Source organism: Novosphingobium sp. CF614 (genome assembly GCF_900113255.1).
In the GTDB taxonomy this organism is placed as follows: Bacteria; Pseudomonadota; Alphaproteobacteria; order Sphingomonadales; family Sphingomonadaceae; genus Novosphingobium.
This window is the reverse complement of record NZ_FOOR01000011.1, coordinates 1-22,871: the sequence shown is the minus strand read 5'-3', so window position 1 is coordinate 22,871 and position 22,871 is coordinate 1. Positions and strand designations below refer to the sequence as shown.

The window sequence follows — 22,871 nt, the reverse complement described above, 5'->3', positions numbered from 1 at the left end:
GGTTTTGCCTCAGTGCGGCGAGTGTCATCAAAGTGTCTCGGCAATGGCACGCGACTGTCATGCGGCATGCCTAGGGCTCCTGCAATTCGATCGCAACAGGGGTCCCTCCAGATGAAATCCTCCCTCCGCCTCGTCGCGGGGCTGCTCGCCTCGGCTTCTTTCGCCGCCATCGCCCACGCGGGTGAAATCTCCGGTGACGTTCATGACGCCGCCGGCACTCGGGCGCTGCAGTCCGCCGGCGTGCGGATCGTCGAACTCGATCGCACCACCGAGACGGACCGCAGCGGTCATTACATCTTCGCCGATGTTCCGGCCGGCACTTATACGCTCGAGGTCCGCTACGTCGGCGCCGCAGTCGAGACGCGCTCGGTGACGGTCTCCGAGACCGGCCGGGCAGAGGGCGACTTCGATCTAACCGCGATCGGCGGCGGCGATATCCTGGTAGTCGGCCAGGCGGCGAACCAGTTCAGCGCCCTGTCGCGCCAGAAGGCAGCCGACGGCGTCGTATCCGTGCTGACTCGCGATGCCATCGGCCAGTTCCCCGATCAGAACGTCGCCGAATCGCTGCGCCGCCTGCCGGGCGTGAACATCCTCAACGACCAGGGCGAGGGCCGCTTCGTCTCGGTGCGCGGCCTCGATCCAGAACTGAACAGCACTTCGCTCAATGGCGTGCGCCTGCCAGCGCCGGAATCGGATATTCGCGCCGTAGCGCTCGACGTCGTTTCCTCAGATACCATCGAATCGGTCGAGGTGAAGAAGTCCTTCACGCCCGACATGGACGGCGATTTCATCGGCGCCTCGGTCGAGATCAAGACCACCAGCGCCTTTGAAAGCAAGAAGAACCGCTACTCGGTTAGCGCCGAGGGCAGCTACAACGATTACTCGGGCGAGGTCACGCCGAAAGCCTCGTTCGATTTCACCCAGAAGCTGGGGGACGACTTCGGCGTCGCCGGATCAGTCAGTTACTATAAGCGCAAGTTCGAAACCGATAACGTCGAGGCCGCCGACTGGACCGAGGACGAAGACGGTAATGCCTGGGTCCAGAGCCTCGAATACCGCGACTATGACGTGGAGCGCACGCGCATCAACGCCGCGCTCTCGTTCGACTGGCGCGTTTCCGATACCACCAAGGCCTACCTGCGCGGCAACTGGGCGCAGTTCGACGATCACGAATACCGCCGGCGCACGACGTTCGACTTCAGCGACTTCGAGGATGACGGCCCTAGTGCTTCGACCGCGACGGACGCCTCGTTCGACAGCGAAGACAACGACATCACCATCGAGCGCGATCTCAAGGATCGCTTCGAGCGCCAGCGCATCCGCTCCGTCTCGGTCGGCAGCGACACCGATACCGGCATCTGGAAGTTCAACTGGCAGGCGAGCTACGCCAAGTCGACCGAGAAGGAGACCTTCTCGCTCGATCCGAACCGCTTTGCCGCCGAATTCGAGGACGATTCGGGCGTGGTGATCGACACCGATTACTCCAACGCCTATTATCCGGTCTATTCGGTGACCAGCGGCGCGGCCACGGTGAACAGCGCGGACAGCTATGGCTTCGACCGCCTGGAGCTGACCACGCTTTCGGACAGCCAGGATGAGGAATGGGCGGCCAAGGCCGACCTCGCCCGCACGTTCGCTGGCGATAGCGGCGATTTCACCGTGCAAGCTGGTGCCAAGGCGCGGTGGCGCAAGAAGTCCTATGACTTCAACATGAGCCGTTATGATGATTATGACGGTGATTACACGCTCGCCGATGTGCTGGGCACGCAGACCTACCGTCTGCTCGACATGGGCCCGGTCGCGGACAAGGGCGGTTCGGCCGACTTCTACCGCGCCAATACGGGCGGTTTCGAGCTCAACCCGGTCGACAGCCTGATCGACAGTTCGAGCAGCGATTACTCCGTCAAGGAAGATATCACCGCCGCCTATCTGCTGGGCCGCTGGGACAGCTCGGCCCTGCGCGTGATCGCGGGCGTTCGCATGGAGCATACCCGCAACCAGCTTGACGGCAACCTGGTTGTCGTCACCGAGGAGGAAGACGAGGAGGGCGAGGATGTCACGCTCGTCGATGTCACCCCCGTCGGTTACAAGCGCAGCTACACCAACTGGCTGCCGAGCGTGACTCTCCGCTGGAGTCCGCAGACCAACCTCGTTGCGCGCCTCGCTGGCTACAAGACCGTCGTGCGTCCCAAGCTCTCGCAACTCGCGCCGAAATATTCCATCAACGAGGATGGCGAGGCCGAGTTCGGCAATCCGCAGCTCAAGCCCTACCAGGCCTGGAACCTCGACGCGGGGTTCGAATACTATTTCGCCAGTAATGGCGCGTTGTCGTTCGGCGCGTTCTACAAGTCGATCAAGGACTACACTTACAGCAGCTTTCTGGACGAGGGCGGTACGTTCAATGGCGTGGAATATACCGAGATCACGATCCCGGTGAATGGGGACAAGGCGGAAGTGGCCGGTGTGGAAGTCAGCTACAGCCAGGTCTACTCGATGCTTCCCTCGCCCTTCGACGGCCTGTTGACCCAGCTCAACTATACCTACACTTACGCCAGGGGCACGGTGGTGGACGAGGACGGCGTGGCACGCCGCATATCGCTGCCCAGCGCTTCGAAGAACACCTTCAACGCCGTCCTCGGCTATGAGAAGGGTCCGATCAGCCTGCGCGCGGCTGGCACCTTCCGCGACAAGTACCTTGACGAGGTGGCCGATGCGCCCGACGAGGACCGCATTGTCAATCAGCACTTTCAGCTCGATCTTTCGGCCAAGTACAAGCTGACCGACAACATCCGCCTCTTTGCCGACTGGGTGAACGTGAACAACGCCAAGTACTTCGCCTACCAGAACTTCGCGGGCGCCAAGCGCTTGCTCCAGTATGAGGAAAACGGCTCGACCGTGAAGTTCGGCGCGCGTGTGACGTTCTGATGAAGGCGCGTGATCTCGTGAAGCGGGGGGCGGGGGTGATGCTGCCGATCCTGCTGCTGTCGGCCTGTGCCACCGCTTCGGTGGCGCCGGGGCCGTTCCTTCCCGCCACCGACGTTCCGGCTCTGGTTGAGACCGATCCGGTCGGCACTGGCCATGCCGATGCCGCCGACGATCCGGTGATTTGGCGCAACCGTGCCGATCCCGCCGCCAGCCTGATCCTGGGCACGGACAAGAAGGCGGGCCTCTACGTCTATGGGCTCGACGGCAAGGCGCGCGATTTCGTGCCGGCGGGCGCACTCAACAATACGGACCTGCGCGAAGTGCGCATGGCCGACGGCACCACGCGCATCCTGGTGGGCGCCAGCGACCGCACCGACAAGGCCGAGCCGCGCATAGCGCTGTTCGGTCTCGACGGCGCGACCGGAAAACTGACAGGGCTGGGTGCCGACAGTTTCCTGCCCGCCGGTCACGCTCCGGCGGAAGCCTATGGCTTCTGCATGGGCGGTCCGCTCGCCGCGGGAGAACTGGCGCGTGCCTATGTCGTGCTGAAGGACGGCACCGTCGCGGAAAGCCGGCTGATCGAACGCGCCGGGCACATCGTCCCTGAACATTTGCGTGATGTGAAGTTCGCGACCCAGTCCGAAGGCTGCGTCGTCGATGACGGGACGAAGACGCTCTACGTCGCCGAGGAAGACCACGCCATATGGCGCGTGGCGCTGGGCGCGGCCACGCTTTCGGGCGAGGCTTTCGCCCGTGTCGGTGCCGCCGCTGGCCTTGTCGCCGACATCGAGGGACTCGCCGTTGCCCGCGAGCCGGACGGCCGCGCCTGGCTGGTCGCATCGAGTCAGGGCGACAACGCCTATGTCCTGTTCGATCTCGCCACCGGCAAGCCTATCGGCCGTTTCCGCATAAACGGCGGCGCGATCGACGGCACCAGCGACACCGACGGCATCGAGGTCATGCTCGGCGATTTCGGGCCGCGCTTTCCGCAAGGACTGTTCGTGGCGCAGGATGGCAACAATGCTCCGCAGGCGCAGAACTTCAAGCTGCTGTCCTGGCAATCGATCCGCGCGGCCCGCGGCATCGAATGAGCCCCCGTTCACGCCGCTGGCCGCCCGGCCCTTGAGTTTCCTGCTGCATTTGCGTTAGGACGGCCGCATGGTGAGGGAATCGTTGAACATGCGCGGCGCCGTCGGCGCGGCTTTGGCCGCAGCGTTCCTCGCCGTGCCCACGATGGCCATGGCCGACGTGCTGCAGATCGGCGATTCGGGGGCGGAATGGGTTGCCGGCGGCCCATCCGCCACCGCGCTCGCCCCCGGCCAGTTCGCGCCGGTGCAGACCGACGAAACCTCGGGCGTCCAGTTCATCGGCAGCAGCCAACCCGCTGCGGGACTGGAGGCACCGCTCGCCGTCGATGCGGGGCTTCACCCGCAGTCGATCACGGAAGCGCTTGATGCCGCCGGGCCTGTCCGCTGGCGTGCCCGGGTGGCGCAGCTCGCGGCCAAATACGACATCAGCCCCGCCCTGCTCGAAGCCGTCGTCTGGCAGGAGAGTCGCTGGAACGAACTGGCCATCTCGCCCGTCGGCGCGCGCGGCCTGGCGCAGCTGATGCCCGGCACGGCGGCGCAGATGGGTGTCAACGCGGGCGATCCGATGGCCAACCTTGAAGGCGGTGCCCGCTACTTGCGCATGCAGTTGGATGCCTTCAACGGCAACATCGAAAAGGCGCTGGCCGCCTACAACGCCGGTCCTGCACGGGTCACGAAAGCGGGCGGCATCCCCAACATCCGTGAGACCAGGGAATACGTTGCCGCGATCATGGCGCGGCTGACCAATCCGGTGCGGCAATAGCGGCAATAGGAGAGCGCCGGCCGGGCGGCGCTATATCTCCTCAGTCCCCGTGCTTCCTCTCGCGCGTGGATTCCACCATGCCCGGCGCGATGAAGCCGATCGGTGCCACTTCCATGGCGCGCTTCTTCAGTTCGCCTTTCATTTTTTCATATTCGATTTCCATTTCGGACGTCACCGTGGCGCGGCTGTCTTCCAGGGCTTCCTCGAAGTCGGCCATGGTCACGGCCTGGACATCGGCGCCGTGCTTGCGGATGGCGATCAGGCCGGCGCGGCGGACCACGTCTTCCAGATCGGCGCCGGTGAAGCGCTCCGTGCGGTCGGCGATGACGCCCAGCGCGACGTCTTCGGCCAGCGGCATCCTGGCGGTGTGGATCCCCAGGATGTGCTCGCGCCCGGCCGTGTCCGGCGTGCCGACGTAGACCAATTCGTCGAAGCGGCCGGGCCGCAGCAGCGCGGGATCGACCAGCGCCGGGCGGTTGGTCGCGCCGACCACCACTACCGATTGCAATTCCTCCATCCCGTCCATTTCGGCCAGGATCGTGTTGACCACCCGGGCGGTCACTTGCGGCTCGCCCATGCCGCCGCCGGTGCCGCGCGCGGGCACCAGGCTGTCGATCTCGTCGATGAAGATCACGCAGGGCGCCACTTGCCGCGCGCGGGCGAAGAGGCGGGCGATCTGCTGCTCGCTTTCGCCGTACCACTTGGAGAGCAGGTCGGAGGACTTGATCGAGATGAAGTTCGCCTCCGCCTCTCTGGCGACCGCCTTGGCGAGCAGCGTCTTGCCGGTGCCGGGCGGACCGTAGAGCAGGAAGCCCTTGGCGGGGCGGATGCCCAGCTTGTGGAACGCCTCGGGATTCTTGAGCGGAAGCTCGATGCCTTCCTTGAGCTTGAGCTGCGCATCGTCCAGCCCGCCGATGTCGGCCCAGCCGATGTTGGGAACCTGCACCATGACTTCGCGCATGGCCGAAGGCTGCACGCGCTTCAGCGCCGCGAGGAAGTCGTCACGCACGACCGAGAGGCTTTCCAGCACGTCGGCCGGGATTGTGCGCGCCTCCAGGTCCAGCTTGGGCATGATCCGGCGCACCGCCTCGATCGCCGCCTCGCGCGCGAGCGCGGCCAGGTCGGCGCCGACGAAGCCGTGGGTGGTGCGCGCCAGCTCGTTGAGATCGACGCCGGCGCCGAGCGGCATGCCGCGCGTATGAATGCCCAGGATTTCCCGCCGGCCGCTCTCGTCGGGCACGCCGATCACGATCTCGCGGTCGAACCGGCCGGGGCGGCGCAGCGCCTCGTCGATCGCGTCGGGCCGGTTGGTGGCGGCTATGACGACGACGTGGGCGCGGCTGTTGAGGCCGTCCATCAGCGTCAGCAGCTGCGCGACAAGGCGCTTTTCGGCCTCGCCGTGAACCTGGCTGCGCTTGGGGGCGATCGAATCGATCTCATCGATGAACACGATCGCCGGCGCGGCCTTGGTGGCTTCCTCGAAAACCTCGCGCAGCGCCTTCTCGCTCTCGCCATAGCCCGAGCCCATGATCTCGGGCCCGTTGATCGAGAAGAAATTGGCCTCGCTTTCGTTGGCGACCGCCTGGGCCAGGCGGGTCTTGCCGGTTCCCGGCGGGCCGTGCAGCAGCACGCCCTTGGGCGGCGCCACGCCCAGGCGCGTGAACAGCTCGGGATAGCGCAGCGGCAGCTCCACCATCTCGCGCAGCTGGCGGATGGTGTCGCTCATGCCGCCGACGTCGTCGTAGTTGACCTCGCCGCGCGCGTCGTGGGCTTCCTCGAAAGTCTCGCGCAGCTCGATTTCGGTGTTCTCGTCGATATGGACGATGCCGCGCGGCGTGGTCGACACCACGTTGAGGCGGATTTGCGTCAGGGCATAGGCGGGCGCGTTGAACAGGCGGCGCAGCTGCGGCGGAATGTCCGCGACCTGCTGCTGGCCGGTGGTGGCGACAAGGTCCCCCTGGACCATCGGCCGGCCGAAGAAATTGCGCTTGAGCGCGCCCGACGGACCCTGCAGCCGCATGTCCTTCTGCGCAGGAGCGAAAACGACGCGCTGGGCGGGCCGCGATTCGGCCTTGCGGACGGTCACCTGATCGCCCGAGCCGACTTCCGCGTTGCCGCGCTGCAAGCCGTCCAGGCGAATCACCTCGAGCCCCTCATCCTCGGGATAGGCGAGCACGGCGCGCGCGACGGTGACGGACTTGCCGGTGATTTCCAGCACATCGCCTTCCATCGCGCCGATCGCGGAAAGCGCGCCGCGCGAAAGGCGGGCGATGCCGTGGCCGCTCTCTTCCTGCCGGGCTGCCGCGACCTGCAGCTTCACCATGCGATCTTCCACTTGCGTATCAGCGTTCGCCATAGGTCTTCCTTCCGCTCCCACCCGCCGCGGTCCGCGCGGCTTGTCGCGGTGGCTGGCGATGTGACAAACCGCAGCTAGGTATCGCCGTCCGGGATTTCAAATCGAACGATGCGGGTTCCGTGCAGCTTCCGTTGGGCGAGGGCCAGGAAGAGGCTCCGACCGGCCAGATCGGAGGGACAAAAAAAGACCCGGTCGTTGCCGACCGGGTCGTGGAAGTTTTGGGAGAGGATGCCTGAAAGGCAGCTTCTGTATGCCTTCGATACGGCTTTTGTGCAAGTGCGAAACGCCATTGCAATGATGCAAAAATTGCAACCATGGTTGCAAAGAACCAAACAAACTGTCACGAAAACCCCGGATCGCTCGGAAATCCGCCGTTCAGCCCGGTGAATCGATATTTACGTTGCGTGGCGATCAAGCGCCCCGACAGCGCTGTCGGGGCTTCTCGAAATCCGCGCCTGCTGCATCGCGCAATGCGCTTAGCATGTTGAGCACTTATGCTTTGAAATCAATTACACACGCGGGCACCGGTCTGCCGTTCGCGGGTCGGCTCAGTGCGCGAAGAGCACCGCGGGCACCCTGGCTTCGTCGAGGAAGTAGGCCGTCACGCCGCCAAACAGGAATTCGCGCATCCGGCTTTTGCCATAGGCGCCCATGACCAGCAGCTCCGCCTGGGCCTTGGCCGCCGCCTCGGCGATCGTCTCCTCGGTCGAACCGTGCCGTGCGTGTTCCTCGAATTCGGCGTGAATGCCGTGGCGCGAGAGATAGCGCAGCGCCTCGGTCGCGGGAAAGCCGCCGGGTTTTTCGACGACGGTCACGACCTTGACGACCTGGCAATCGCCCAGCAGCGGCACTGAGGCGCGCAAGGCTGCCGCTGCCTGGTCGCCGCCATCCCAGGCGATGCAGGCGCGGCGAACCGGCAGTTGCAGCGGCTTGTCGTCCGACAGCGCAAGCACCGGCGTGCGCGAGGCAAGCGCCAGCTCGCCAGCAAGCCCGCTCGATCGCGAGACGATGGCGAGATCGGCCAGGCGCGCGGCGGTGGCAAGGGCATTGACCGGACTGTCCTCGCTGCGCAGCACGTCGAAGGGCACGTCGTCGCGGGCCATGCGCGCCTCGATCGCGGCGGCGGCGGCATCGTCCTCGGCACGTGCCTGCTCCAGCGCTTCGGAGATGACATAGCTGCCGCCCATCGGGTCCATCGCGATATAGCGCGTGACGGGCGTGTCGACGAGGACGGTAACGTGTCCATCGAACCGGCGGGCAAGGTCGAGCGCGGTTTCGATCCGGACATCGTTGCCGGCCGTGCAGTCCGCGTTAACGAGAATTGAGCGCATGTCTGATCTCCCTCTGGTCCATCCAGGCTAGCCGGTGCCGGCACGGTAGCCATGATCGAGATCAACTGCCGGCGGAGCATCCGGTTGCAGGAACGCGGTGTCGCCGATGCGATGGAACGGGTCCGTGTCTGCCGGATCACGCTTGCGCATTCGGATGGCATGTCGTTCCATCGGCATGGCCCAATCGATGCCGATGGAAATAATCGCTATTCGGATTCAGGGAGGTTGTCTAGCTTTCGCCCGGGAACCGGAGAATCTCGATGAACAAGCTTTATCCCAATGCCGAGACCGCGCTTGGCGACCTGCTCAAGGACGGCCTGCTGATCGCCTGCGGAGGCTTCGGCCTTTGTGGCATTCCCGAACGCCTGCTCGACGCGGTGCGCGATTCGGGCGTGAAGGACCTGACGTTCGCCTCCAACAACGCCGGCATCGATAACGAGGGCATCGGCAAGCTGCTGCGCACCCGGCAGGTCAGGAAGATGATCTCGTCCTACGTGGGCGAGAACAAGGAGTTCGAGCGGCAGTTCCTTTCCGGCGAGCTGGAGGTGGAGTTCTGCCCGCAGGGCACGCTGGCCGAACGCATGCGCGCGGGCGGCGCGGGAATACCCGGTTTCTACACCAGGACCGGCGTCGGCACCCAGGTGGCCGAGGGCAAGGAAGCGAAGCTGTTCGACGGCCCGAACGGACAGCAGGAATATATCCTGGAACACGGCATTTTCGCCGACCTCAGCCTGGTCAAGGCGTGGAAAGCGGACGAGACCGGCAATGTCGTGTTCCGCAAGACCGCGCGCAACTTCAATGTGCCCGCCGCCACGTGCGGCAAGGTCTGCGTGGTGGAAGTGGAGGAGATCGTGCCCACCGGCAGCCTCGATCCGGACTGCATCCACTTGCCGGGCGTCTTCGTCCAGCGTCTGATCGTGGGCGCGCCTTACGACAAGAAGATCGAATTCGTGACGACACGCGAGAGGGAGGCCGCCTGAGATGTCCCAGCAAACCAAGGGCTGGACCCGCGATGAAATGGCCGCGCGCGCGGCGAAGGAGCTGCAGGACGGGTTCTATGTGAACCTGGGCATCGGCATTCCGACGCTGGTGGCGAACCATGTGCCCGAGGATATCACCGTCACGCTGCAGAGCGAGAACGGCATGCTCGGCATTGGTCCGTTTCCCTATCCCGACGAAGTGGACGCGGACCTCATCAACGCCGGCAAGCAGACGATCAGCGAACTGGCGCACTCGGCCTATTTCGACAGCGCCACCAGCTTCGGGATGATTCGCGGCGGCCACATCGACCTGACCGTGCTGGGCGCGATGGAAGTGGCGGAGAACGGCGATATCGCCAACTGGATGATCCCGGGCAAGATGATAAAGGGCATGGGCGGCGCGATGGACCTCGTCGCCGGTGTCAAGAAGATCATCGTCGTCATGGAGCATACCAGCAAGAACGGGGATCCCAAGTTCATTCCCGCCTGCACCTTGCCGCTGACCGGCCGGAACGTGGTCGATATGGTCATCACCGACCTGGCCGTGTTCCAGCGGCCGGATCACGCCTGCCCGTTCAGGCTGATCGAACTGGCCCCGGGCGTCACTGCCGAGGAAGTCGCGGCCAAGACCACCGCGCATTATGTGAGCTGAGGAGCAAGGCCGTTGCGCATATTGCTGACCGGTGCTTCGGGCTGGCTCGGCCGGCACCTTGCACCGCTGCTGGAAGCGCGGGGGCACGAAGTTGTCGGGCTGGACGTCGTCGCAGGCGCGTTCACCCGCATCGTCGGTTCGGTCGCCGATCGTGCTTTGGTGTTCCAGGCGATCGCGCACCACGCGATCGAGGCGGTGATCCACGCCGGCGCGCTGCACAAGCCGGACATCGCCCGGTTTCCCCGCCAGGCCTTCGTGGATGTCAATGTCACCGGCACGCTCAACTTGCTCGAAGCGGCGGCCGAGGCGGGCCATGCCCGTTTCCTGTTCACTTCGACGACATCGCTGATGGTGCGCGCCGATGTCCGCGCCGGCGCGGGCGAGGCTGGCGCGTGGTGGATGGACGAGTGCTTCGGGCCGCTGGAGCCGCGCAACATCTATGGGATCACCAAGCTCGCCGCCGAGAACTTGTGCCGCCTGATCTCGCGCGAGAGCGGAATGGCGGTGGCGATCCTGCGCACGGGGCGCTTCTTCCCCGAGGATGACGATACCCACGCGGTCCCCTCCGGCCCCAACCTCAAGGCGAACGAGTTCCTGAACCGCCGCCTGACGGCGGGCGACGCGGCGCTGGCGCATCTGGCCGCGCTGGATCGGTGGGAGCGGGGCTGCGAAACCTTCGTCCTTTCCGCCCCGCCGCCGTTCCGCCGCGACGAGGCCGCCGAACTCGCGCGCGATGCCCGTGCGGTGATCGCCCGTCGTTTTCCCGATGCGGTGGAACTTTACGAACGCCGCGGCTGGACGCTGCCGGCGCGGATCGAACGCGTCTACGACCCGGCCAAGGCCGAGCGGCTGCTGGGCTGGCGGGCAAGGACCGATTTCGCCGCTATCTTGTCCACGCTGCGGACGGGGGAGGAATTGCCCTTCGCGCATGATCCCGACTGGATTTCGCCGGTATTGCGGCAATCCCGCTGAGGCAGGGACCCATCTTCCAACGCCCAATCGATCCGGATAGCAGGAGAGCCGGATTTTGCCTCGCATCCGTCTTGCCGCCGTCTTGGAGCCGGCCCATACTTGCCGGAACACACCCCCGGGAGAATCCGAAATGGCCGACTTATCCGCAATCCCGCTCACCCGTATCGATGGCGCCAGTGACAGCCTTGCCGCGCATGAAGGCAAGGTACTGCTCGTCGTCAACGTCGCCAGCAAGTGCGGCTTGACGCCGCAGTACGAAGGGCTGGAGGCGCTTTACAAGCAGTACCAGGATCAAGGCTTCGAGGTGCTGGGCTTTCCCGCCAACGATTTCGGCGCGCAGGAGCCCGGCACGGCGGAAGAGATCATGGAGTTCTGCTCGATCAACTACGGCGTTTCCTTTCCGCTCTTCACCAAGGCCCCGGTGACCGGGGAGGCCAAGCAGCCGCTCTACGCCGCGCTGACCGAGGCGATGCCGGAAAAGCAGGGCGATACCCAGACGATGAAGGAACGTTTCCGCGGCTTCGGCATGACTCCGAACGAAGATCCGGAAGTGCTGTGGAACTTCGAGAAGTTTCTGATCTCGCGCGATGGTTCGGTCGCCGGTCGCTTCGCGCCGGGCACCACGCCTTCGGACCCGCTGCTGGTGGGCGCCATCGAGACGGAACTGGCGAAGTAGCTGGCCGCCCGTTCGATTGCGCCGACGTTCTGGATGTCCCGCTGTCCCCGGGACGATTCCGGGACGGCGGCTCGTTCCAAAGGCGGCCGGATCAGGCCTCGCCGATGGCCACTGGCCGGGCCGGGTCGGTGATCCACTCGCTCCACGAACCGGGATAGAGCCGTCCCGGCGCAAGACCCGCGATCGCCATCGCCAGGGCATTGTGGCAGGCGGTGACGCCTGAACCACACTGCAGGATCGCGGGCCTGCCTTGCAGCAGCGTCGCGAATCCGGCGGCAAGCTCTTCCGGCGAGCGGAACCGGCCGTCCGGTCCCAGGTTGTCGCGAAAGCAGCGATTGCGGGCGCCGGGAATGTGTCCCGCCACGGGATCGATCGGATTGGGCTCGCCGCGGAAACGCGAAGGATCGCGCGCGTCGAGCACTTGCGCCGCGCTCGTAGCGATGTTGTCGAGGACTTCCCCGGCGTCGACGGGGGACGGCACAAGCGGATCGCTTGCCTCGAAGTTACCCGGCGTTGCCGGGGGCGGCGGGCCACTCTCGAGGGGTAGACCGGCTGCCACCCAGGCTTGTTTGCCGCCATCGAGCACTGCGATCGGGGCATGGCCCATCCAGTGCAGCAGCCACCAGGCCCGCGCCGCCCATGCCCCGCCGTTGCTGTCATAGGCCACCACCTGCTGTCCCTTGCGCAGGCCCAGCCCGCGCAGCCACGCCGCCAGCGCGACACGGGCCGGCAGCGGATGACGCCCGTTGCTCCCGTCAGGCGGCCCGGCAAGGTCGTTGTCGAGATGGGCATGGTGCGCGCCGGGAAGATGGCCTTCGGTATAGATCGCCAGGCCCTTGTCCGGCGCGCCCAGTTCGAACTCGCAGTCAAGCAACAGCACGTCGTTGCCCGAGGCCAGCAGGGACTGGAGGTCGGTGATTCCGATCAATGTTTCGAATGCCATGCCCTCAACCCCAGCAGCGACTCAATTTCGGCCACACACTGGCCGCGTGTACCATGTCTAGACCGCTTTCAACCCCGGGTGGGAAATCGATTCCCGCGTCCTTGCCCCTGGGTTAAGGGCGTTCGGGACTTGGCGAAGGACGGCGGAAGGGCAAGCTTCGAGAGCGGCAGGGGGCACAACGGCATGACCGAAGATTTTACGGATTGGATCGGACGAAGCGAGGAGGCGCACGACGTGCTGGACCCGGCACGCGGTAACGCGCTGCGGGCCAGCATGGGCGAGACGCGGGCTCTCGTCGCGGGTGAGGCGTTGCCGCCACTTTACCACTGGCTCTATTTCTGGAACGTTCGACCGCCGGAGGGACTGGGGCCGGACGGGCATCCGGCCAAAGGGGGGTTCCTGCCGCCGGTCGCCCTGCCGCGGCGCATGTGGGCCGGCGGGCGACTGCGCTTTATCCGGTCCCTGCGTCTTGGCGAAAAAATCGTCCGATCGTCGACGATCCGCAAGGTCGAGACCAAGAGCGGCAAGAGCGGCACTCTGGTCTTCGTCACAGTGGAGCACATCGTGTCCGGCGAGAGCGGCGTCGCGGTCATGGAGGAGCAGGATCTCGTCTACCGCGACGCGCCGCCTGCCGGCGCGGCACCCGCCCCGCCGCGCGAGGCACCTGCTCCACCGGCGGAATGGCGCGAAACGATTATGCCCGACCCGGTTCTCCTGTTTCGCTACTCGGCGCTGACGATGAACGGGCATCGCATCCACTACGACAGGCCCTATGCGATCGGCGAGGAAGCCTATCCCGGACTGGTGGTGCAAGGCCCTCTGCAGGCCACGATGCTGGCCGGCCTTGCCGCAAGGCGGCTGGGTGCGGATCTTGCGACGTTCGATTTCCGTGGCATGGCTCCGGCGTTTGACGGGGCGTCGCTCCACATCTGCGGGGAGCAGGACGCATCCGGCGCGAACCTTTGGGCCGAGCAGGGCGGCATCAGGACGATGAGCGCGCGGGCGACGACGATTTAGGTAAGCATGCGCGCGCGCCGTCAGGTCGCCGCGAGCAAGCCGCGCGCGATGACTTGCGCCTGGATTTCCGCCGCGCCCTCGAAAATGTTGAGGACGCGCGCGTCGCACAACACCCGGCTGATCTCATATTCCAGCGCATAGCCGTTGCCGCCGTGCACCTGGACGCCCGCATCGGCATTCGACCATGCGACCCGCGCCGCCAGCAGCTTTGCCATGCCCGCTTCCATGTCGCAGCGCTTGCCGGCATCCTTGGTGCGCGCGGCAAAATAGGTCAGTTCGCGCGCGACGATGGTTTCGACCAGTGCCAGCGCCAGCTTGTCGGCCACGCGGGAAAAGCGGATGATCGGGCTGCCGAACTGGCGCCGATCCATCGCATAGGCGAGGCCCAGGTCGAAGGCCTTCCACGCGACGCCCACGGCGCGCGCCGCCGTCTGGATCCGGGCGCCCTCGAAGGTGCGCATCAACTGCCGGAATCCCTGCCCTTCCTCGCCGCCGAGCAACCCGTCCGGATCGACCGCGAAGCCATCGAAGCCGAGCGCATATTCCCGCATGCCGCGATAGCCCAGCACGCCGATCTCGCTTCCCGCCAGTCCCTCGTCCGGAAAGGCGTTGCCGGTGGTCGCGCGGGTCTTGGCGGCGAGGAGGACTGACAGGCCGCCGTGACCGGGGTTGGCGGGATCGGTTCGGACCAGCACCGTCATCAGGTCGCTGCGCGCGGCATGGGTGATCCAAGTCTTCGCGCCGTCTATCCGCCAGGAGCCATCTTCGCGCCGCGTGGCACGGGTCCGCAGCGAGGCAAGATCGGATCCCGTCTCCGGCTCGGTGAACACCGCCGTCGGCAGGATCGCGCCGGATGCGATGCCGGGCAGCCACCGCGCCTTCTGCGCTTCGGTCCCGGCTCCGGCGATCAACTCGCCCGCGATCTCGGAACGGGTGCCCAGCGAGCCGGTCGCGAGCCAGGCGCGGCTCAACTCCTCCGAGACGATGCACATGGCAAGTTTGCCGAGACCAAGGCCGCCATGGGCCGGATCGATGCAGACGCCGAACACGCCCAGCGCGCCCATTTCGCCGACCAGGTCGTCCGGGATCAGATCGTCGGCAAGGTGCCACTGGTGCGCGAAGGGTGCGATGCGCTTGGCCGCGAAACGGCGGAATTCGCTTCGCACGGCATCCAGCACATCGTCGTCCAGCCCCTCGCGGGGGCGCCAGCCGGAGACCAGCAGGTCCACCAGCGCGGCGCGGCTTTCCGCCGAATTGCCATGCGCGAGGAACCAGGCCACGGCGGAATCGTGTGCCAATCGCCGCGCCGCATCCGCCGCGAAATAATCCGCCGGCCGGACCAGTTCATTCTGGCTCATTGGCAGGCCGCCGAGCAGCTGGTGCAGATATTCGCCGAACGCGATGCGCAAGACCAGCAGTTCGCCCTGGCCCAGCGCGTCTTGCGCGGCGCTGCGGGTGGCCCATCCGTTCAACTGCGCCAGTGCCTCCGCCACGGTGGCGGCCCAGGCCAGGCCATGCAGGCCGCGCTGCTCGGCTTCGGCGCGCTTCGGATCGGCCTTTGCCAGCACTGCCTTGCGGGCATCGTCGACGAAGCGGTGGAGCGCTTCCTCCGCTTGCGCGGCGCGCGGCAGGATGCCGGCCATATCGTCAGGGAGGGTCGCCTCGGAAATTGCCATCGTCATGCTCCGGACCGTGCGCCGGCGATTACGCCCTTGTCGTGCAATCGCGCTATTTCGAGGTCGCCCAGGCCGAGCAGCCCGGCCAGCACCTCATCGGTATTCTCGCCAAGGCGCGGCGCTGGCAGGACCGTGCCGCGCGCCAGGCCAGGGAAGGTGGCGGCGGGGCCGGCGGCCGGATAGCGCAGGCCGCTGGGATGCTCGGCTTCCTGAAACACCGGATTGTCCCGGAACAGGCCGCCGGGCCCGGCCACGGCTTCGGAAAGGCTGCGATAGGCGGACCAGCATACGCCGCGCGCATCGAACAGGGGCTTGAGCGCGGCGGTGTCGAGCCGTGCGAACGCTGCCTCGAACAGCGGGAACAGCCGCCGCCGATGCGTGAAGCGCGCGCCCTCGTCGGCGGCGAAGGAAAGGCCAAGTTCCGCTTCGATCGCGGCGGTCGGTGCCTGCAGGCCCAGCAGTTCCACCAGATCGCGCCATTGGCGCGGGGTGATCGCGATCACGATGATCCGGCCGTCGCGCGTTTCGAAATCCCGGCCGAACGCGCCAAACAGATCGTTGCCCATGCGCGGCCGGTCGGTGCCGGTCGCCAGCACTTCGGCGACCTGCCCCAGGTGCGACAAAGTGGTGGCCGCGATATCGGACAGCGGCACCCTGATCTCCTGCCCCTGGCCCGTCGTCCGCCGCGCGCGTTCCGCCGCAAGGAGGGCAAATGCGGCATAGGCGCCGGTCAGCAGATCCCAGGCCGGCAGGACGTGGTTGACAGGACGGGGATCGTCGGCGGGACCGGTCATCATCGGCACGCCGACCGCGGCGTTGATCGTATAGTCGACCGCCGACGTGCCGTCCGCCCATCCCATGACCCGCAGGCAGATAAGGTCCGGCCGGCGCGCGCTGAGCGCCGGATAGGACAGGAAGCCGTCGACGGGAAAGTTGGTGACGAACATGCCGCCGTCCGGCCCGGGCGCCGTGGCGAGGGCCATCGCAAGTTCCCTACCCTCGGGCGAGGACATGTCGATCGCGACCGACTTCTTGCCTTTGTTGAGGCCTTCCCAATAAAGGCTGTGGCCGGTTTCGGAGAGCGGCCAGCGGCGAAAATCCGGGCCGCCGCCGATATTGTCGAAGCGGATGACCTCGGCGCCCATCTGGGCGAGATGAAGACCGCAGCTGGGACCGGCGATGAACGCAGCCCCCTCCACGATGCGCATGCCTTGAAGCAGGTGATAGACCATCAGACGATCGCGCCCGGCAGGCGCAGGGAGGCTGGCAGAGCGATACCGCGACCGGCGACGCCGCGGGCTTTCAGCCTCGCGCGAACCGGTCCTTCGGTTTCGCTCGGGACGAATGGTATTTCTTGCACCAGCAAGATTTCGGATGACATCGCCCCTCCTCCCGCTTTTTCATCGCGCCGCCGTCTTGATGGAGGAGACCCAGGTCCAGGGTAAGTAACGCGTCAGCATTGTGCAATGTCAGTTGCGCATTGCGGCAACCCGGAATCCACTAGGGGCCGCTGCTTGACCGCCTTGTCCTTTTAGTGAGACGCTCGGCCGATAAGGAAGGCCCGGCGCGGCCGCAACGAAGGAGGGGGCGCTCACGCGCTTGAACCATGGCAAATCGTATTCTGACCACGCATGTCGGCAGCCTTCCCAGGCCCGCGTCGCTGTTGCAAAAAATGCAGGCCCAGGCTTCGGGCGAGGCTGTCGATCCCGCCGCCCTCGCCGCCGATATCGCACAGAGCGTCAAGGACGTGGTCGCCCGGCAAGTGTCGCTGGGCATCGACCTGGTCAGCGACGGTGAATTCAGCAAGCCGAGCTATGCCACCTACATCGTCGAACGGCTCACCGGCTTCGGCGGCGAATCCAAAGGCGATGCGGCGGCGGACCTGCGTGCCTTTCCGGAGTTCGCCCAGCAGCAGGTCAGGATCGGCGCGGTCGTGCCGCGCGCGGGCGGCGCCTGCTGCCAGGGGCCGGTCGCGCCCAAGGCCAATGACGGGCTCGCCAGCGACATCGCCAATCTGAAAGCCGCCGTCGAGGCGAGCCAGCCCACCGGCGCGTTCATCAACGCGGCGTCGCCGGGCGTGGTCGCGGTGTTCCAGAAGAACGAATTCTATCCCGATGAGGATTCGTATATCGAGGCGGTGGCGGAGGCGCTGCGCCCGGAATACGAGGCGATCGTCGCGGCGGGCTTTTCGGTGCAGCTCGATTCCCCGGACCTCGCGATGAGCCGGCACCTGACTTATGCGGACATGGACGAGGAGTCTTTCCTCAAAATCGTCGATCGCAATGTGGCGGCGCTGAACCATGCGACGCGGAACATCCCGGCCGACCGGATGCGCATGCATGTCTGCTGGGGTAATTATGCCGGGCCGCACCATTTCGACATCCCCTTCGCGGTGATCGCGCCGCGCGTCCTGAAGGCCCGGCCCCAGATGGTCCTGCTGGAAGGCGCCAATCCGCGCCACGGACATGACTGGGCGGTGTTTCGCGATGTCTCCCTGCCGGAGGACAAGATCCTCGTTCCCGGCGTCATCGATTCGACGTCCAACTATGTCGATCACCCGGAACTGGTGGCCGAGCGGCTGCTGCGCTATGCCGATGTGGTCGGGCGAGACCGGTTGGCGGCCGGATCGGATTGCGGCTTTTCGACATTCAGCGGCGTGCCGACGGTGTTTCCCGACATTGCATGGCTGAAGCTGAAGTCGCTGGTGGAAGGCGCGGCGATCGCCACCGATCGCCTCTGGCAGCCTGTGCACTGAATTCCTGAAACCCGGACCCCGACATAGGGGGACCTCGTTGGGGTCTGGGTGGAACGCCGCCGGAAAACGGCCGTATCAGCACCAAGGCCTCTTTACCGCTCAAGGCTTTGGAGGGGTTTCAGGGGTAGTAACCGATGGTGCCCCCGAAGGGAGAGGAATTAAACTCACTCTTTGAAGAACTTGCACGCTGGAACCACGTTCTTGAGGCCGAGAACATAGACTGGGAGGCGCTTGAAGGACCGAAGCCCGCGAGTCAGCCCATACGGCTGAATGAGAAGGGCAAGGTTTCGCCAAAGCCCCGACGCAAGCGAAAGCCAAGGAAGCGGCAGCTCACCAGACCGCAAGCGCCAGAGGGGCCGTCGCCATGACGATAAGCTCCCAGCCCCATTTCGCAGAAGCGGCCAAGCCGCCGCTACCGGGCAGGAAGAAACCCCCTCGACCAATCTCCGTGCGTGTCACTCACGAAGAACGGGCAGAGCTGGAAGGACACGCAGGCGCACAGACCTTGAGCGTCTACGTGCGCTCGGTTTTATTCGATAGCCCCGGCAACCGCCGACACTACCGCAAGCGGCCAGAGGCTGACCGCGTAGCGCTGGCACGCATCCTCGCGGTACTCGGACAGTTGGGCATCGCGCCCAATCTCAGGGTGATCGCCGAATCCGTGCGCACCGGCACGCTCGAATGCAGCCCTGAACTGCTGGCGCAATTGGAACAAGCTTGCCGGGACATCATGCTCATGCGTGCCGAGCTGATCCGCGCGCTTGGGATCAAGGCTGAGTGATCCCCGATGATCCTTGTCGGCACCCAGCGCGGCGGCGCGAAAAATTTGGCGCTCCATCTGCTCAAGCCGGACAATGATCATGTCGAGGTGCACGAACTGCGCGGCTTTGCATCGGACAATCTGCATTCAGCGTTGAACGAAAGCTACGCGATCAGCCGGGGAACGCAGTGCAGACAGTTCTTGTACTCCCTCAGCATAAACCCCCCGCCCGATCGGCACATAAGCACCGAAGAGTTTGAGAACGCGATTAATCGCGCCGAAAGCACCCTGGGCTTGGGCGGCCAGCCGCGCGCCATCGTCTTTCACGAAAAATCGGGCGCAGATGGAATCCCGCGCCGCCATGCTCACGCCGTCTGGAGCCGGATCGATACCGAGCAGATGAAGGCAATCCAGCTCTCGCATGATCACCGAAAACTCACGGCGCTATCTCGCGAACTCTACATCGAACATGGCTACAAGATGCCGCGCGGGCTGATGGCCAGCGAGGAACGGGATACGCGCAACTTCTCGCTGGAAGAATGGCAGCAGGCCAAGCGGGCCGGAAAGGACCGTCAGGCCATCAAGGATGCCATTCAGGATTGTTGGGCCGTCAGCGACTCGCGGCCCGCCTTCATGCAGGCACTGGAATCGCGCGGCTGCAAGCTCGCGCGCGGCGACCGGCGCGGATATGTCGCCGTGGACAGGCAAGGCGAACCTTACGCAATTGCACGCTGGACTGGCGCGAAAACCAAGGACGTGCGCACGCGCCTCGGCGAGCTTGAAAAGGACTTCCCATCCGTGGAGGATCGGAAGCAGGAATTTGCGGAGGAAATTTCGCAGCGCCTAGCGGAACTGCACCGCGACGAACAACACAAGGAAGCCGAGGAGCGCCAGCGTCGGGAAGCAGAGCGTCACGTGCTGGTCGAGCGCCAGCGTATCGAGCGCATGGAACAGACCGATGCGCTCAAGGTACGTCAGGAGCGCGAAACTGCCGAGCGCCAGCAGCGTTTCAATCGCGGGCTGCGCGGACTGATCGACCGCATTACGGGGCGTCACGGGCGCACGCGCGAACAGAATCTCCGGGAAACTGAGGAAGCCTTACGACGTGATCGCGCAGAGCGGGACGCAACCGTCGCCCGCCAACTTCAAGAGCGCCGGACACTCGATAAGCAGCGGCGGGATGCCTTGGCGCAGATGCAGGACTGCCAGCGTGAATTGCGCAACGACATGCAGCAGTATCGAACCTTACCGGCTGATCAGAGCCGCGTTGTCCCGTCTCGTCCTGAGGTGAACGCGCAGGAGCCCGCCCGCGCGCCGCCGCAACCTGCCGCTGGCCCGGCTGTTGTCCAGCCCGGTCCTATCCCGGCTCAGGCCAACGATGAACAGACGGCCCGTGACGCCCGGCGCGAGGAATTCATTCGCCAGCGGCAGGAACAGGCCACACCTCAGCCAGCGCGTGACCGCGGGCCGGGCATGAGCCGCTAGAGATCGAAAAGATCGCGCTGCTTGGCCCGCAACCCGTTCAGCACGGCCAGATGGGCAAGATCATTGAACAGGTGGTTGTGTTTCAGGCTGATGCTCTGATGGACGCTCTCGCAGCGCGGCTCGCCCACTCCATGCCTGTCGCGGCGAATGCGATGCAACTGGACGGCGACTTCGCGATATCGGGAAAGGTCAGCCCGGTAAGCCGCAAGCGCCTCGGCTTTCATGGCGCACAATGCTTCCGAGCGCTTCGGTTCGGGCAGAGCATCGATGCGGTCGATCTCGGCGGCGAGATAGCCGCGATAGCCGCGCGCGATTACCACTTCCAAGATGCACCGGGGCGGCAGCACAGCGCCGCCCAACACGTAATACGATGGATGGCCAGCGCCATAGCCGCCGCACTGCGGTTCGCGTTTGTCGATGTGCCCCATGTCACACCCCCGCGAACACATGCACTTCATCGTGCGCGGTCTCTACGGTGAAAAGGTCGCCGCTCATCTCGGCGTCCCGTGCCATGGCTTGCCAATCGATATAGTAGCGCAAGGATTCCGGTATGGCGGTGCAGCCTTCCGTCATGTCCTGCACATAATCGGCAAGGCTGGGATACGCGCCGTGATAGCGTTCCTCGATAGCTTCCCGCGCCTCTGCGATGTCGCCGAAATGCCCGAACAGTTCCGCGCCCAGCTTGCCATGCCCGGCGATGAACGCCGCGATTTCAGCGACGCTTTCGATCCCCGCATATTCGCTGATATGGACGCCCTCGAAGCCCTCATGGTCGTGGATGGCCCAGTCTTCCGCGTCCGCTATGGGCGAAGTAGCCAGCATCGCGCGGATGCCGTCGTAGATCGTCCACGGTTCCTGATCGGCATCGATCCATGCGCCGTGCAGGATGCCGTTGTTGTAGGATGCCAGACAGGCGACATAGATTCTGATTTCGGGTTTGTTCTCCAACTTCAATTTCCTTGGGCTTGGGGTTCACATCTGAACCCCTGCCTTCCGGCGAGGATGGGGTAGCAAGTGCAAGGAGGCTCCGAACGAGGGTCCGCGCCCGCAGGGCGTGGAGACGTTGGGATGCCTTGCGCGCGCGAGGGCAACGCCCTTAGCCCTTGAGAAAATCAGCGCCCGCTTCGGCACGAAGCGGTCAGCATTTGCATCAGGGATCGTAACCCGCATGGGCTGAGACGCGAATGCGGCTCAGTGCCCGCAGGGCATAGAGCCCGCCCGGATGCCCTAAATTATGGATATTTTCGGATAGATTTCCGGCTATCCGCCGCCAAAATTGCCTTTTTGGATATTTTCGGATATATTTACGGGTATGAGCATCAAAGCCGACACCCTTGTTATCGCCCCTGAAATCCTCTCGCTGATTGCCGAGCTGGATGAATTCAAGGGCGCTTGGCGGGCATTGGGAACACTGGCGCCGGAACGCCTGTCGGCGCTGCGCCGTGTCGCGACGATCGAAAGCATCGGCTCGTCCACCCGGATCGAGGGCAGTAAACTCTCGGACAAAGAGGTAGAACGCCTGCTGTCCAACCTCGAAATCCGGCAGTTCGAAACACGCGATGAGCAAGAGGTCGCCGGTTACGCCGAGGTGATGGAAACCGTGTTCGCGCATTTCGATGCGATCCCGCTCACGGAAAACCACATCAAGCAACTGCACCGCGACCTGCTCATTCACAGCGGCAAGGATCAGCGCCACCGCGGCGAATACAAAACCACCACCAACCATGTCAGCGCCTTCGATTCCGAAGGCAAAGAAATCGGCGTCGTGTTCGAGACGGCCACGCCTTTCGACACGCCCCGCCTGATGGCGGAGCTTGTCCAATGGACACGCACCGCGCTGGATGAGCGCCAGCTTCACCCGTTGCTGGTCATAGCCATCTTCGTCGTCGCCTTCCTCGAAATTCACCCGTTCCAAGATGGCAATGGGCGCTTGTCCCGCGTGCTGACGACGCTCCTGCTGCTACGCAGCGGTTATGCCTATGTCCCCTACAGTTCGCTGGAAAGCGTGATCGAGCAGAGCAAGGAAGGCTATTATCTCGCCCTGCGCCGTACCCAGGGCACGATCCGCAGCGACGTGCCAGATTGGGAACCGTGGACAGTCTATTTCCTGCGCGCGCTACAGCAGCAAAAGGCTCGGCTTGAGAAAAAAATCGAGCGCGAGCGCATCCTCATGGATCGACTGCCCGAGCTTTCCGTCCAGATTCTCGAACTGGCCAAAGAGCACGGCAAAATCACGGTCGGTCAAATCGTGGCCGTGACCGGCGCAAACCGCAACACGATCAAGAAGCACCTACAAGCGCTGGTGTCGACCAATCATCTGGCCCAACATGGAATGGGTAAAGGGACCTGGTATGGCAGGGCATGACCCCAAATCATGATATCGTATTGCCTGGATACTAAATCCCAAAGGTAATCCCCCGGCTATGCCGGGGAGACCATCATAGTTTGACGTATCCGGGAACCCATCGCGACATTTGCTTTCGTGAGCCGCC

The 22,871-nt window shown here is 64.9% G+C and carries 20 protein-coding genes; 13 read left to right on the top strand and 7 right to left on the bottom strand.

What is annotated here, in order from left to right; all coding sequences use genetic code 11:
* Positions 1-111: 111 nt before the first annotated feature.
* From BM052_RS12805 to BM052_RS12795, 3 genes are all read left to right on the top strand, one after another.
* Positions 112-2,925 (top strand): TonB-dependent receptor, encoded by a 2,814-nt coding sequence (locus tag BM052_RS12805; protein ID WP_091147479.1) that lies wholly within the window; start codon positions 112-114, stop codon positions 2,923-2,925.
* A complete protein-coding gene (locus BM052_RS12800; protein WP_091147477.1) occupies positions 2,925-4,016 on the top strand; it encodes a phytase in 1,092 nt (363 codons plus the stop codon). Before BM052_RS12805 ends, BM052_RS12800 begins: the two co-directional genes overlap by 1 nt.
* Positions 4,017-4,104: 88 nt before the next feature.
* The gene (locus BM052_RS12795; RefSeq protein ID WP_255406123.1) at positions 4,105-4,776 is read left to right on the top strand and encodes a lytic transglycosylase domain-containing protein; all 672 of its coding nucleotides are present in this window, start codon (positions 4,105-4,107) and stop codon (positions 4,774-4,776) included.
* Positions 4,777-4,816: 40 nt separating this feature from the next.
* Here the strand turns inward: BM052_RS12795 and BM052_RS12790 are convergent, their stop codons facing one another.
* Together BM052_RS12790 and BM052_RS12780 are read right to left on the bottom strand one after the other, a co-directional pair.
* Positions 4,817-7,132 carry a CDC48 family AAA ATPase gene (locus BM052_RS12790; RefSeq protein WP_091147474.1) on the bottom strand — a complete coding sequence of 772 codons (2,316 nt, stop codon included), beginning with the start codon at positions 7,130-7,132 and terminating at the stop codon, positions 4,817-4,819.
* 548 nt (positions 7,133-7,680) lie between these two features.
* Entirely contained in the window at positions 7,681-8,463 is a 783-nt protein-coding gene (locus BM052_RS12780) for a universal stress protein (RefSeq protein WP_091147470.1), read from the bottom strand.
* 51 nt (positions 8,464-8,514) lie between these two features.
* Between BM052_RS12780 and BM052_RS19955 the strand changes: the two genes are divergently transcribed.
* From BM052_RS19955 to BM052_RS12760, 5 genes are all read left to right on the top strand, one after another.
* Positions 8,515-8,727: a hypothetical protein gene (locus BM052_RS19955; protein ID WP_177198467.1), complete on the top strand. Its 213-nt coding sequence runs from the start codon at positions 8,515-8,517 to the stop codon at positions 8,725-8,727.
* Positions 8,724-9,443: a CoA transferase subunit A gene (locus BM052_RS12775; RefSeq protein ID WP_091147469.1), complete on the top strand. Its 720-nt coding sequence runs from the start codon at positions 8,724-8,726 to the stop codon at positions 9,441-9,443. The genes BM052_RS19955 and BM052_RS12775 overlap by 4 nt, the downstream gene beginning before the upstream one ends.
* A gap of 1 nt (position 9,444) precedes the next feature.
* Positions 9,445-10,095: a CoA transferase subunit B gene (locus BM052_RS12770; RefSeq protein WP_091147467.1), complete on the top strand. Its 651-nt coding sequence runs from the start codon at positions 9,445-9,447 to the stop codon at positions 10,093-10,095.
* 12 nt (positions 10,096-10,107) lie between these two features.
* Positions 10,108-11,067, top strand: a complete 960-nt coding sequence (locus BM052_RS12765; RefSeq protein ID WP_091147465.1) for an NAD-dependent epimerase/dehydratase family protein — start codon at positions 10,108-10,110, stop codon at positions 11,065-11,067.
* A 130-nt stretch (positions 11,068-11,197) separates the two neighbouring features.
* Positions 11,198-11,743, top strand: a complete 546-nt coding sequence (locus BM052_RS12760) for a glutathione peroxidase (protein ID WP_091147464.1) — start codon at positions 11,198-11,200, stop codon at positions 11,741-11,743.
* A gap of 91 nt (positions 11,744-11,834) precedes the next feature.
* Here BM052_RS12760 and BM052_RS12755 read toward each other — a convergent pair whose 3' ends face one another.
* Entirely contained in the window at positions 11,835-12,686 is an 852-nt protein-coding gene (locus tag BM052_RS12755; protein WP_091147462.1) for a sulfurtransferase, read from the bottom strand.
* Between the two features lie 183 nt (positions 12,687-12,869).
* On the opposite strand from BM052_RS12755, the gene BM052_RS12750 reads away from it, so the two are divergent.
* On the top strand, positions 12,870-13,703 hold the full coding sequence (locus tag BM052_RS12750; RefSeq protein ID WP_091147631.1) for an HTD2 family dehydratase: 834 nt from the start codon (positions 12,870-12,872) through the stop codon (positions 13,701-13,703).
* 20 nt (positions 13,704-13,723) lie between these two features.
* On the opposite strand, the gene BM052_RS12745 is transcribed toward BM052_RS12750, so the two are convergent.
* Both BM052_RS12745 and BM052_RS12740 read right to left on the bottom strand, forming a co-directional pair.
* Positions 13,724-15,346 carry an acyl-CoA dehydrogenase family protein gene (locus tag BM052_RS12745; protein WP_091147630.1) on the bottom strand — a complete coding sequence of 541 codons (1,623 nt, stop codon included), beginning with the start codon at positions 15,344-15,346 and terminating at the stop codon, positions 13,724-13,726.
* 35 nt (positions 15,347-15,381) lie between these two features.
* Positions 15,382-16,611 carry a CoA transferase gene (locus tag BM052_RS12740; protein ID WP_091147461.1) on the bottom strand — a complete coding sequence of 410 codons (1,230 nt, stop codon included), beginning with the start codon at positions 16,609-16,611 and terminating at the stop codon, positions 15,382-15,384.
* Positions 16,612-16,985: 374 nt separating this feature from the next.
* Here BM052_RS12740 and BM052_RS12735 point away from each other — a divergent pair, with 374 nt between their 5' ends.
* From BM052_RS12735 to BM052_RS12730, 3 genes are all read left to right on the top strand, one after another.
* Positions 16,986-18,134, top strand: a complete 1,149-nt coding sequence (locus BM052_RS12735; protein ID WP_091147459.1) for a cobalamin-independent methionine synthase II family protein — start codon at positions 16,986-16,988, stop codon at positions 18,132-18,134.
* Between the two features lie 505 nt (positions 18,135-18,639).
* Positions 18,640-18,915 (top strand): hypothetical protein, encoded by a 276-nt coding sequence (locus tag BM052_RS19525; protein ID WP_143084842.1) that lies wholly within the window; start codon positions 18,640-18,642, stop codon positions 18,913-18,915.
* 6 nt (positions 18,916-18,921) lie between these two features.
* Positions 18,922-20,379, top strand: coding sequence for a relaxase/mobilization nuclease domain-containing protein (locus BM052_RS12730; protein ID WP_091147457.1), 1,458 nt, complete (start codon positions 18,922-18,924; stop codon positions 20,377-20,379).
* Here BM052_RS12730 and BM052_RS12725 read toward each other — a convergent pair.
* Positions 20,376-20,807 carry a hypothetical protein gene (locus BM052_RS12725; protein ID WP_091147455.1) on the bottom strand — a complete coding sequence of 144 codons (432 nt, stop codon included), beginning with the start codon at positions 20,805-20,807 and terminating at the stop codon, positions 20,376-20,378. The two genes, BM052_RS12730 and BM052_RS12725, sit on opposite strands and share 4 nt — an antisense overlap.
* Before the next feature lies 1 nt (position 20,808).
* Entirely contained in the window at positions 20,809-21,327 is a 519-nt protein-coding gene (locus tag BM052_RS12720) for an antirestriction protein ArdA (protein ID WP_255406121.1), read from the bottom strand.
* 364 nt (positions 21,328-21,691) lie between these two features.
* Here BM052_RS12720 and BM052_RS12715 point away from each other — a divergent pair, with 364 nt between their 5' ends.
* On the top strand, positions 21,692-22,744 hold the full coding sequence (locus BM052_RS12715) for a Fic family protein (RefSeq protein WP_091147451.1): 1,053 nt from the start codon (positions 21,692-21,694) through the stop codon (positions 22,742-22,744).
* Positions 22,745-22,871 lie beyond the last annotated feature (127 nt).